The following is a 12,339-nucleotide window of genomic DNA, read 5'->3' as shown; positions in this document are numbered from 1 at the left end:
TTAGCCGCCCCCGGCCATGGATGGCCGATGGCGGCGGGCCCACGGAGCAGGACCGGAGCGAGGGCATGCCGAGCCTAAGCGAGGCACCGAACGAAAGGGGCAGGAGCCCTTGGTTACTTGGGGCTTTTCCAAGTGACCCGCCGTAAGGGCGGAACCCTGAGTGGCCGTTACCGCAGCAACGGATATGTACACCCACAAAACACTTATCGCCTGACACAAAGCCATCGCGAGCAAGCTCGCTCCCACAGGGATCTTCAGTGGCCACAAGTCCCGAGTAAAACCGGAGACCGGAGAGCGAGCCTGCTCGCGATGGCAGCCTGCCAAGCAACACATCCCGTCCAGATACACCGCCAAAGACCAGTTCCCCAATCCCACATGGTCCGTTTGAGGGATGTCCCCTGCGTTGCGCATTGTTTGAATGCCAGTGTAGGGGCGCTACACCCGCCCCGTTGCACGCGCGCCCCGGCGGATGGGGTGAACAAAGGAGAACAATAAAAATGCTCAACCAAGACCTGATTCGCCAGCGTCTGAGCCAACGTGCCCGCGAGTTGGTGCCGATCCTGCGTGAACGTGCCCTGAATGCCGCGCAAGCAGGCCAGTTGCCCGAAGAAACCCTGAAGGATTTCCAGGACGCCGGGTTCTTTCGCATCCTGCAACCGTCCCGTTGGGAAGGCTATGAGCTGGAGCCCAAGGATTTCTTCGACGTACAGATGACCCTTGCCGAAGGCTGCATGTCCTCGGCCTGGGTACTGGGGGTGGTAGCGATCCACAACTGGCAACTGGCGCTGTTTGACGACCGCGCCGCGCAGGATGTCTGGGGCAGTGATTCCAGCGTGCTGATCTCCTCTTCCTATATGCCGGTGGGCAAGGTCGAGCGGGTCGAGGGTGGTTTCAAGTTGAGCGGTCGCTGGGGCTTTTCCTCCGGCAGCAAGCATTGCGAGTGGGCGTTCCTCGGTGCGCTGGTGCCGCCGGCAGATGCAGGCGGGGCGCCGGATTACCGGACGTTCCTGGTGCCGCGCAGCGACTACCAGATTCTCGACAACTGGAACGTCATGGGCCTGGAAGCCACCGGCTCCCACGACATTCTGGTGGAGAACGCCTTCGTTCCCGAGTACCGCACCCATCGCGCCCTCGACGGTTTCATGCAGAACAGTCCGGGCAATGCGGTCAACACCGCGCCGTTGTTCCGCCTGCCATTCGGGCAGATTTTCGTGCGTGCGGTTTCGTCCTCGGCCATCGGTGCCCTGCAAGGCGCGGTGGATCAGTTTGTCGAGCACAACCGCGCCCGGGTTGGGGTCAATGACGGCCGCAAGATGGTCCAGGACCCGGCCGCGCAATCGGCGCTGGCAAACGCCATGGTCTGCGTCGATGAGTGCAAGACCGTGCTGCATCGCAACTTCGCCCTGATGCTGGAGCGCGCGCAGAAGGGTGAGCCGTTGAGCATGCCCGAGCGGGTGAAGATGCGTTACGACTCGGCGCTGGTGGCCGACAAGTGCGCCAAGGCCGCTGGTGACCTGATGTTCAACAGCGGCGCCTCGACGATCTTCCGCAGCCATCCCATCAACCGTGCGTTCCGCGATATTCACACTGGTCGCGCCCACGTCGCCAACAGCCCGGCCAAGTACGCCTGGAACCTCGGCGGGGTCAGCATGGGGCAGGACAGCAGCGACTTTTTCCTCTGACGCTGGCGTACAGCTCTTTTCTATGAATCGGGCTAGTCCGTTTGCGTGATTCGAGCGCCCCGCCGATGCCCGAGCATTGGCGGCAAGGCGAAGGTCTACGGCGCCGACTGCGCATCCAAATAAGCACAAGGATCAACCATGAAATTTTCCCTGATTTACGAAGCCCAGACGGTGGACTCCAGCCGCGAAGGCGACCGCAAGATTTTCGAAGACACCGTCGAGCAGGCCGTGCTGGCCGACAAGCTGGGTTTTGACACTTTCTGGTGCGTGGAACACACGGCGCTGAGCAACTACTCGCACATGTCCGCGCCGGAAACCATGCTGGCTTTCGTGGCCGGTAAAACCGAGCGCATCGGTATCGGCCACGGCGTGGTCTGCCTGCCTCCGGCGATGAACCACCCGGTCAAGGTCGCCGAGCGTATCGCCACCCTCGACCTGCTGTCCAAGGGTCGTGTGCACTTTGGCGTGGGCAAGGGCGGTACCCAGCAGGAAGCCGGCACCTTCGGCTACGACCTGGCGACCTTGCAGCCGCAGATCGACGAGATGATGTACCTGATTCCGAAAATGTTCGTGCAGGACGAGATCGAGCACAACGGCGACTTCGTGCAGATCCCCAAGCGTCCGATCCATCCAAAGCCGTATCAGGACCCGCACCCGCCGATGTACCTGGCGTGCACCAACACCGAGTCGCTGAAAAATGCCGGCGGTCGTGGCATGGGCGCGCTGGTGCTGGGTTTCGGTGGCCCGGAAGAGATCGCCAAGAAGGTTGAGGTGTATCACACGGCCTACGACAACCGCGATGAAAAGAAGCAAGTGGGCTTCCGCCCTAACCGTCACATTGCCGCGCTGTGCCCGGCCATCGTGCTGGACGACAACGCAGAAGCGCGCCGCATCGGTATCCGTGGCCAGCGTTACTTCATGGAGTCGCTGGGCTACTGGTACGGCGGTGGCGAGCGTCCGGATCCGGAGAAGTGGAAGGACGACACCTTCGTCGATGGCAATGGCCAGAGCGTGATCAAGTCGCGCTTCGCTTCTGAAGAAGTCAGTGTCGACTTCTCCGACCCGACCATGGCCATGATGAACCCGAACCACGCCTACGGCACCGTCGAGGATTGCATCGGGTACGTGCAGCGCCTGATCGATGCCGGCGCCGACGAAATCCTGTTCATCTGTCAGATGGGCACCGTGCCGCAGTGGGCGCAGCTGGAGACCTTGAAGAACATTGGCGAGAAGGTGATTCCGCATTTCCGCAAGGGCTGAGTCCTGCCACATAAGGCATGAACACCGCATACCCCTTGTAGGAGCGAGCCTGCTCGCGATAAACCTGAGAACGCCGCGGGGTGCCAGGCTTGCAGCGTTATCGTTGGCGACCATCGCGAGCAGGCTCGCTCCTACAGTTGAACGCATTTCAGGCCTGGCACGGACGTCAGGCCAACTTTCCAACGGGTCCCCAAGGCCCGTTTTTTTATGCCTGCACTAACTTGACCATCACATGCCCCTTTGTTGGAGCGAGCTTGCTCGCGATGGCGGTCTTGCATTCAACATCGATGTTGAGTGGTATGGCCCCATCGCGAGCAAGCTCGCTCCCACAGGTTTTTCAGGTTCCGCGCCATCATTTCCGCTAGTCCCATTGGACGATGTTGCCCCTCCCCGAACCCGTTTGAATAGGCCCTACATAAAGTCTCCCCCGGCAGTCGCCGAAGGGCGGCACCGCCTGAGAAAAACGAGGAGTGCATCCATGGATATCCGTGGTCTGGGTTACGTCACCCTGTTATCCAGCGACCTGGCGCAATGGCGCCACTACGCAAGCCAGGTGCTGGGCATGATGGTCATCGGCTCTGATGACGACGCGCACCTGTACCTGAAGATGGACGAGCGCCACTACCGCATCCTGGTGCAGAAGAACGTCGAGAACGGCTTCGGTGCCTGCGGCTGGGAAGTGGCCGGCAAGGCGGCGCTGGAGCAGGCGGTCAGCGAGTTGCAACAGGCCGACGTGCAAGTGACCCGTGGCACCGCGGCCGAGGCCGAGCTGCGCAAGGTTCAGGAGCTGGTGCACTTCAGCGACCCGGATGGCAACCGTCACGAAATCTTCTGGGGCCCGTTGCAGGACTTCGCCCGTTTCGTCTCGCCGGTGGGCGTCAAAGGGTTCGTTACCAACGAACTGGGCATGGGCCACGTAGTGCTGCCGGCACCTGCCTTCGAGCGCTGCCGCGACTTCTACGAGCAGGTGATGGGTTTTGGCCTGTCGGACCTGATGAAAGTGCGCTTCACCCCGGACCCGGCCGAGCCGCAAAAGCGTATTCACTTCCTGCACTGCAACAACGGCCGCCACCACTCGCTGGCGATTTTCGAGTGCCCGATGCCCCACGGCTGCGTGCACATGATGGTCGAGGTCAACGCGCTGGACGAAGTCGGCCGCGCCCTGGACCGCGTCCACGCCAATGGCGTGAAGCTGTCGGCCACCCTCGGTCAGCACACCAACGACCAGATGATTTCTTTCTATATCAAGACCCCGTCCGGGTTTGACCTGGAATACGGCTGCGATGGCCTGGTGGTCGACTGGGACCGCCACACGCCGTTCGAAAGCACCGTGGTCAGCCACTGGGGCCACGACTTCAGTGTCGGTCGCCAATGAGGAACATGACGATGGACAAGCAAATGACCCCCTTCGAGATCGTCGGCCAACTGCGTGACGGCATGACCATCGGTATCGGTGGCTGGGGCCCGCGGCGCAAGCCGATGGCGCTGGTGCGCGAGATCCTGCGCTCGGACCTCAAGGACCTGACCGTGGTTGCCTACGGCGGTGCCGATGTCGGCATGCTCTGCGCGGCCGGCAAGATCAAGAAACTGGTGTTCGCCTTCGTTTCCCTGGACTTTATTCCGCTGGAACCGTACTTCCGCAAGGCGCGCCAGGAAGCGGCGCTGGAAGTGATGGAGATCGATGAAGGCATGCTGCTGCTCGGTCTGCGCGCGGCGGCGATGAATGTGCCGTTCATTCCGACGGCGGTGGGCCTGGGCACCGATGTGTTGCGCCACAACCGCCAGATCAAGTTGATCGCCTCGCCCTATACCGATGGCAAGGACTGGGTGGCGATGCCGGCGCTCAAGCTCGACGCGGCGCTGGTGCACGTCGACCGTGCCGATGCACGCGGCGTGTGCCAGATCAGCGGTCCGGATCACTACATGGACGACCTGTTCGTGCGGGCCGCGACCCACAGCTACGTGACCTGCGATGAGCTGGTCGACAGCGAGTATTTCCATCAGGACAGCGCCCACGCGCATCAGGTGTTCTGGGAACGCAACCTGACCACCGCCGTGGCCCATGTGCCGGGCGGGGCGCATCCGTCTTCGTGCGCGCCGCTGTACGGTTTCGACGTCGCGCACTTCAAGGCCTACAACGCCACGGTCCAGGCGGCCGATGGCTGGCAGGGCTATGTCCGCGACTACGTCGACTGCACCCACGAACAGTATCTGGAAAAGGTCGGCGGCCTGGCTGCGATCCGTGAACTGCCGTTGCCGATTTTCTAAGGGAACCTTCCGATGAGCACTACTGATTACAGCCTCGCCGAACTGATGATCTGCGCGGCCTCCGAAGCCTGGCGCGAAGACGGCGAAGTATTGGCTTCCGGCATCGGCGTGATTCCGCGTCTGGCCGCTTCGCTGGCCATGCTGACCAGCAACCCGCAACTGCTGATGACCGACTCCGAAGCCTACATGGTTGCCGAGCCCGTGCCGTTGGGCGCGCGCAAAGGCTATGAACCCAAGCGCGACAGCTGGATGGGTTTTTCGCGGATTTTCGACAACGTCTGGGGCGGAAAGCGCCATGCCCTGGTGGGCCCGACCCAGATCGACCGCTTTGGTCAGGCCAACATTTCCTGCATCGGCGACTACGCCAAACCCAAGGCGCAGATGCTCGGTGTACGCGGTTTTCCCGGTAACTCGATCAGCCACGCCAACTCGTTTTGCGTGCCGAGCCACAACCGCCGGGTATTCGTCGAAGGCGAGGTCGATATGGTCGCCTCGGTCGGCTACAACCCGGCCCGACTGGCACGGGGCTGGTCGCTGAACGACATCGACATCCGCCTGATCATCACCGACCTCTGCGTGCTGGATTTCCAGGGTCCGCAACGGCAGATGCGCACCCGTTCGCTGCACCCCGGCGTGACGGCGGCGCAAGTCCAGGACAACACCGGCTTCGAGCTGCACGTGCCGGACGATTGCCCGACCACTGCCGCGCCGACGGCCGAGCAGTTGCAGCTGATCCAGCGTCTGGACCCGCACAACCTGCGCGCCCTGCAACTCAAAGACAACCCGCCAGGCCAACGCTGAGCAACGCGTTGCGGAGAAAAGTGATGGCTGAACATAACGATAACAATCAGGCCGAGGTGGTGCTGTACGAGGTGCGTGGCGCGGTGGCCCTGGTCACCATGAACCGCCCCGAGTTCCACAACGCGCAGAACTCGCAGATGACCTATGCGCTGGACGCGGCGTTTCGCCGGGCCTGCGATGACGATGAAGTGAAGGTCATTGTGTTGCGTGGCACCGGCAAGCATTTCTCCGCCGGGCATGACATCGGCACCCCGGGCCGCGATGTCGACAAGACGTTCGACCGCGCCAGCCTGTGGTACGACCATGTGAACAAACCGGGCGGCGAGTTTTTGTATGCCCGTGAGCAGGAAGTCTATCTGGGCATGTGCCGCCGTTGGCGCGAGATGCCCAAGCCGACCATCGCCATGGTCCAGGGCGCGTGCATTGCCGGTGGGTTGATGCTGGCCTGGGTCTGCGACCTGATCGTGGCCAGCGAGGATGCTTACTTCGCCGATCCGGTGGTGCGCATGGGCATTCCCGGGGTCGAGTATTTCGCCCACGTGCACGAGTTGAATCCACGCATCGCCAAGGAATTTTTGTTCCTCGGCGAGCGCATGCCGGCACCGCGTGCCTATCAGATGGGCATGCTCAATCGGGTGGTTGCTCGCGACGAGCTGGAACAACAGACCCTCGACATCGCCGGGCGCATCGCACAGATGCCGCGCCTGGGCCTGCAACTGAGCAAGCAGGCGGTGAACAACGCCGAAGACCTGATGGGCAAGCGCGCGACCATGGACATGGTGTTCGGTCTGCATCACTTCGCTCATGCCCACAACGAACTGGTGTCCGGCGACCGCCTCGGCGGCTACGACGCCAAGGCCATGGCCAGTTCCCAGCGTAAAACGGGCGAGGCGTGAGCATGGCGATCTCGTTGAATACCCGTTTGACACAACTGCTCGGGTGCCGTTATCCGATCATCCAGACCGCCATGGGCTGGGTCGCCGACCCGAAACTGGTGGCGGCCACGGGCAATGCCGGTGGTTTCGGTTTCCTGGCCGGGGCGACCATCGAACCGCAGCAGATGGAAGCGGCGATTATCGAAGCCCGGCGCCTGACCGATCAGCCGTTCGGGGTGAATTTCCACATGTACCAGGCCAACGCCGGCGAGATCGTCGAGTTGGTGTTGCGTCACAAAGTCCGGGCGGTCAGCTACAGCCGTTCGCCGGGCAAGCAAATGATCAGTCGCCTGAAGGACGCCGGCGTGGTGTGCATTCCCACGGTGGGCGCGCTCAAGCACGCGCAGAAAGCCGTGGAAATGGGCGCCGATGCGGTGACCGTACAGGGCGGCGAGGGCGGTGGGCATACCGGCTCCGTGCCGACCTCGATGCTGCTGGATCAAGTGGTCAATGCGGTGTCGGTGCCCGTGGTGGCGGCCGGCGGTTTCAAGGACGGCAGGGGCCTGGTTTCGGCCCTGGCCTACGGCGCCGAAGGCATCGCCATGGGTACGCGCTTCCTGATGTGCGCCGACAGCCCGGTGCCCCAGGCGACGCTTGCGCGTTACCTGGCGGTCAAGGACCCGGCGGCGATCATCATCAGTCGCGCCATCGACGGCATGCCGCAACGGATGATCCGCAACGAATTGCTTAACCAACTGGAAAACAGCGGCGGCCTCAAGCGCCTGTTGCTGGCATTGCGCAGTGGCCTGGCCTACCGCCGCCACACCGGCATGAGCCTGACCCAGTTGCTCGGCAGTGCCTTGAAGATGCGCGGCGCCGGGGAGCTGACCGCCGCGCAAAGCATCATGGCCGCCAACGCGCCGATGGTGATCCAGAAAGCCATGGTCGATGGGCAACCGGCCGCGGGCGTCTTGCCCGCCGGGCAGATCGCCGCCTCCATCGACAGCTTGCCCAGCTGCGCCCAATTGATTGAACAGATCGTCCGCGACGCCGAAGTGCGCCTGGGCGAGCTGTGCCGCCGTGTGTCGTAAGGGGAAAGCATGAAACCATTTAGCGTGAGTATCGATAACGGCATCGCGGAACTGGTGTTCGACCGGCCACCGGTCAACGCCTTCAACTGCCAGGGCTGGGCCGACATCGCCAGCGAAATCGAAAGCCTGGGGCGCAATGCCGAGGTGCGGGTGATCCTGATCAGGGCCGAAGGTCGCGGCTTCTGCGCCGGGGTCGATATCAAGGAACTGGCCGCCGACGGCAACCTGATCGTCGCGGTGAACAAGGGCAACTACGACAGCTTCAAGGCGATCCACCGCAATCCGAAACCGGTGATCGTCGCCGTGCACGGTTTCGTGCTCGGTGGCGGCATCGGTATCTGCGGCGCCGCCGACATCATCGTCGCGTCCGAGTGCGCCACCTTCGGCGTTCCGGAAGTGGATCGCGGGGCCATGGGTGGCGGTGCGCATTTGCAGCGGCTGTTCCCGGTGCAGAAAGTCCGCCACATGTACTTCACCGGCGAGGCCATCGACGCCGCCGAAGCTTACCGCCTGGGCGCGGTGGAGCGGGTGGTCAAGCGCGAAGACTTGCGCGAAGCCGCGTTGCAGATCGCCCGCACCATCGCCGCCAAGAGCCCGGGCATGATCAGCCTGGCCAAGGAAGCGCTGAGCGGCATCGAAGACGGCAATCTGGAAGACAAATACCGCTGGGAGCAGGGCTTCACCCTCGAAGCCTACCGCTCACTGGACTCTCAGGAAGCACGCGACTCGTTCGTCGAGAAACGCGATGCCCGATTCAACGGCTGAAGGCATATCCATGGACCTGACCTATACCCCGGCCCAGCAGGCCTTTCGCTTTGATGCGCGGACCTGGCTGGCGGCCAATGTACCGAGTGAACCGCTGCAATCGTTCGACACCGAGCAAGGTTTTGCCGAGCACCGCGCTTGGGAAGCCAAGCTCAATGAAGGCCGTTGGGGCATGGTCACCTGGCCGACCGAACTCGGTGGCCGTGGCTGCGACCTGATCGAGTGGCTGATTTTCGAAGAGGAATATTACCGTTCCGGGGCGCCGGCACGGGTCAACCAGAACGGCATCTTCCTGCTCGGCCCGACCCTGATGGAGTACGGCAGCGAAGAGCAGAAAGCGCGATTCCTGCCGCGCATGGCCACCGGCGAAGACATCTGGGCCCAGGCCTGGTCCGAGCCGGGCGCCGGTTCCGACATGGCGGCGATCCGCTCCAAGGCTGAGCGGGTGGGCGACCACTACGTGATCAACGGCCAGAAAACCTGGTCGACCCGCGCGGTGTGGGCTGACTGGGCGTTCGGTATTTTCCGCACCGACCCGCAGTCTCAGCGCCATCACGGCCTGACGTTCATCCTGCTGCCGCTGAACACACCGGGGATCACCGTGCGGCCGATTCCGCAGCTCAATGGCTTGCCGGGTTTCGCCGAGATTTTCTTCGACGACGTCAAGGTGCCGGTGGAGAACGCCCTCGGTGGTGAAGGCATGGGCTGGCACGTGGCGATGTCCACCGCCGGTTTCGAGCGCGGTTTGCTGCTGCGCTCGCCTGCGCGCTTCCAGGAAACCGCCAGGCGTCTGGTGCAGTTGTACCAGGCCAACCGCGAGCAGGCCGACCGCGACCCGGCCATTGGCGAAGCAGTGATGCGCGCCTGGCTCGATGCCGAGGCCTACACCCTGGGCACCTACATGACCGCCTCGCAGCTGGTGCAGGGCGGCAAGATCGGGCCGGAATCGTCGACCAACAAGATCTTCTGGTCCGAACTCGACCAGCGCATGCACGACACCGCCATGAGCATTCTCGGTTTGCGTGGCGAACTGCTGCCGCATGCCCCTGCCGCCGGTGACGTCGGCCATTGGCTGGAAGGTTTCCTGTTTGCCCAGGCCGGGCCGATCTACGCCGGCACCAACGAGATCCAGCGCAACATCATTGCCGAACGCATGCTCGGCATGCCGCGTGCCTGAGGAGTAGACCATGGACTTTAGTTTCAGCCGCGACCAACTGCTGTTTCAGGACAACGTCCGCAGCTTTCTGATCAACGAAGTTACCCCGGAACGCATTCGCGAACTGTGGCAGAGCGACAGCGGGCGCAGTGAGCAACTCTGGGCGCAATTGGTGGAACTGGGCCTGACCGCCCTGACCGTGCCCGAGGCACAGGACGGCATGGGCATGAATGAGCTGGACTTCGTGCTGATTGCCCAGGAATGCGGTTACGCCGGTCTGCCTGAGCCGCTGGTGGACACCATGCTGGTCGGCGTGCCGTTGCTCGCCGCCCTGGATGAGCAACACGCCCCGCTCAAACAAAAATGGCTGTCGCGAGTGGCCGAGGGCCGTGCACGTCTCGCGGTTTCCGAGCCAGGTAATCCGCTGGTCAGCGATGCCCATGTCGCCGATCTGCTGTTGCTGGCCCATGGCGATGAAGTGCATGCGCTGGAGCGTGATGCCGTGCGTCTGACCCGCAATGAGTCGGTCGACCCGAGCCGTCAGTTGTACCAGGTCGAGTGGACGCCAACACCGGACACCTGTGTTGCCAGCGGTGAACAGGGCCGACGTTTGTGGGCCGCAGCCTTCAACCGTGGCGCCCTCGCCAGTGCCGCGCAATTGCTCGGGCTGGCCAAGCGCATGGTCGACCTGGCGGTGGACTACACCTTCGAGCGCAAGCAGTTCGGCAAACCGGTGGGGTCGTTCCAGGCGGTCAAGCATCTGATGGCTAACGTCGCGGTGCAGATCGAGTTCGCTAAAGGCCCGCTGTATCGCGCCGCCTATGCGCTCGCAGAGCAGCAGGCAGATCAGGACGTATTCGTCTCCCACGCCAAGCTGGCAACGGCGGAAGCGGCCATGCTTGCGGCGAAGAACACCATCCAGGCCCACGGCGCCATGGGGTACACCTGGGAAGTCGACTTGCATCTGTTCATGAAGCGCGCCTGGGCGCTGGACAAGGTCTGGGGCGATCGCGGCCATCACAAAGGGCGGATTCGCGCTGTGCTGTTCGACGTGCAACCCGCGCTAGGTGCGGGCAGTACGTTCTAACCCGTCAGTAAGGGTGACTACATCCCTGTGGGAGCGAGCTTGCTCGCGATGGCGGCAGCACATTCAACATTTTTGTCGACTGAACTGACGCAATCGCGAGCAAGCTCGCTCCCACAGGTTTTTCGGCGCACTCAATACCAGATTTCAATTTTTCACAGAGGTAGACCATGCCTGAAGCCTACATAGTCGACGCCCTGCGTACGCCCACCGGGCGGCGCAAAGGTGGTCTGAGCCAGATCCACGCCGCCGACCTGGGCGCCCACGTATTGCGCGCGCTGGTCGAGCGCAATGCCATTCCCGACGAGGATTACGACGACGTGATCTTCGGCTGTGTCGACACCATCGGCCCGTTGGCCGGTGACATCGCCCGCACCAGTTGGCTGGCGGCCGGCTTGTCGCAATCGGTGCCGGGCACCACCATCGATCGCCAGTGCGGTTCGTCCCAGCAAGCGGTGCACTTCGCCGCCCAGGCGGTGATGAGCGGCACTCAGGACGTGGTCATCGCCGGTGGCGTGCAGACCATGACCCAGATCCCGATTTCCTCGGCGATGATCGCCGCCGAACCATTGGGCTTCACCGATCCGTTCAGCGGTTCCGAAGGCTGGGTGCGGCGCTATGGCGCGCAACCCCCAACGCAGTTCCGTTCGGCGCAGATGATCGCCGAAAAGTGGGACCTGTCCCGGGCGCAACTTGAAGCCTATTCGCTTGAGTCCCATCGACGTGCCTTGCAGGCCATTGAGCAAGGCCGCTTCAACCGCGAGATCGTGCCGCTGGCCGGTGTGCTGCATGACGAAACCCCGCGCCAGACCAGCCTGGAAAAAATGGCCGAGCTGGAATTCCTGTTTGGCTGTGACCGGGTCACCGCCGCGGTGTCGAGCCAGACCTGCGACGCGGCCAGCGCGATGCTGATCGTCTCGGAGGCGGCGCTCAAGCGTTACGGCCTGATGCCACGGGCACGCATCCATCACCTGAGCGTGCGCGCCGAAGACCCGATCTGGATGCTCACCGCGCCGATCCCGGCCACCGCTTACGCACTCAAGCGCGCCGGCATGAAGCTCGAAGACATTGACCGGGTGGAGATCAACGAAGCCTTCGCCTCGGTGGCCATGGCCTGGTTGAAAGAGACTGGCTACCCCCACGAACAGACCAACGTCAATGGCGGCGCGATTGCCCTCGGACATCCATTGGGCGCCACCGGCACCCGCTTGATGTGCACCTTGCTGCATGAACTGGAGCGCAGCGGCGGACGCTTCGGCATGCAGACCATGTGCGAAGGCGGCGGTCAGGCCAACGTGACGATTATCGAACGCCTGTAAACCAGGATGCACACCGATCCTGTAGGAGCGAGCCTGCT

11 protein-coding genes are annotated in these 12,339 nt (G+C 63.1%); all 11 read left to right on the top strand.

Annotation, left to right across the window (positions count from 1 at the left end; translation table 11 throughout):
• The first annotated feature begins 497 nt into the window (after positions 1-497).
• The 11 genes from AC1Q6Y_RS25735 (at position 498) to AC1Q6Y_RS25685 (ending at position 12,301) form a co-directional block, all read left to right on the top strand.
• Positions 498-1,682 (top strand): acyl-CoA dehydrogenase family protein, encoded by a 1,185-nt coding sequence (locus AC1Q6Y_RS25735; RefSeq protein ID WP_492625431.1) that lies wholly within the window; start codon positions 498-500, stop codon positions 1,680-1,682.
• A 138-nt stretch (positions 1,683-1,820) separates the two neighbouring features.
• On the top strand, positions 1,821-2,942 hold the full coding sequence (locus tag AC1Q6Y_RS25730) for an LLM class flavin-dependent oxidoreductase (protein WP_090456732.1): 1,122 nt from the start codon (positions 1,821-1,823) through the stop codon (positions 2,940-2,942).
• A 478-nt stretch (positions 2,943-3,420) separates the two neighbouring features.
• Positions 3,421-4,317, top strand: a complete 897-nt coding sequence (locus tag AC1Q6Y_RS25725; protein ID WP_492625430.1) for a VOC family protein — start codon at positions 3,421-3,423, stop codon at positions 4,315-4,317.
• An 11-nt stretch (positions 4,318-4,328) separates the two neighbouring features.
• Entirely contained in the window at positions 4,329-5,210 is an 882-nt protein-coding gene (locus AC1Q6Y_RS25720; RefSeq protein WP_492625429.1) for a CoA transferase subunit A, read from the top strand.
• Positions 5,211-5,222: 12 nt separating this feature from the next.
• On the top strand, positions 5,223-6,011 hold the full coding sequence (locus AC1Q6Y_RS25715) for a CoA-transferase subunit beta (protein ID WP_492625428.1): 789 nt from the start codon (positions 5,223-5,225) through the stop codon (positions 6,009-6,011).
• 23 nt (positions 6,012-6,034) lie between these two features.
• Positions 6,035-6,907, top strand: coding sequence for an enoyl-CoA hydratase (locus AC1Q6Y_RS25710; RefSeq protein WP_492625427.1), 873 nt, complete (start codon positions 6,035-6,037; stop codon positions 6,905-6,907).
• A gap of 2 nt (positions 6,908-6,909) precedes the next feature.
• Positions 6,910-7,977: an NAD(P)H-dependent flavin oxidoreductase gene (locus tag AC1Q6Y_RS25705; protein ID WP_492625426.1), complete on the top strand. Its 1,068-nt coding sequence runs from the start codon at positions 6,910-6,912 to the stop codon at positions 7,975-7,977.
• Between the two features lie 9 nt (positions 7,978-7,986).
• Positions 7,987-8,742, top strand: a complete 756-nt coding sequence (locus AC1Q6Y_RS25700; RefSeq protein WP_090456721.1) for an enoyl-CoA hydratase family protein — start codon at positions 7,987-7,989, stop codon at positions 8,740-8,742.
• Between the two features lie 10 nt (positions 8,743-8,752).
• On the top strand, positions 8,753-9,919 hold the full coding sequence (locus tag AC1Q6Y_RS25695) for an acyl-CoA dehydrogenase family protein (RefSeq protein ID WP_492625432.1): 1,167 nt from the start codon (positions 8,753-8,755) through the stop codon (positions 9,917-9,919).
• 10 nt (positions 9,920-9,929) lie between these two features.
• Positions 9,930-10,985 carry an acyl-CoA dehydrogenase family protein gene (locus AC1Q6Y_RS25690; protein WP_492625425.1) on the top strand — a complete coding sequence of 352 codons (1,056 nt, stop codon included), beginning with the start codon at positions 9,930-9,932 and terminating at the stop codon, positions 10,983-10,985.
• 167 nt (positions 10,986-11,152) lie between these two features.
• On the top strand, positions 11,153-12,301 hold the full coding sequence (locus AC1Q6Y_RS25685; RefSeq protein WP_492625424.1) for an acetyl-CoA C-acetyltransferase: 1,149 nt from the start codon (positions 11,153-11,155) through the stop codon (positions 12,299-12,301).
• Positions 12,302-12,339: the final 38 nt, after the last annotated feature.

It is taken from the genome of Pseudomonas sp. GW823-FHT06E10 (assembly GCF_058794995.1).
The sequence above is the reverse complement of the archived record's forward strand: the minus strand, read 5'-3'. Positions and strand labels throughout refer to the sequence as shown.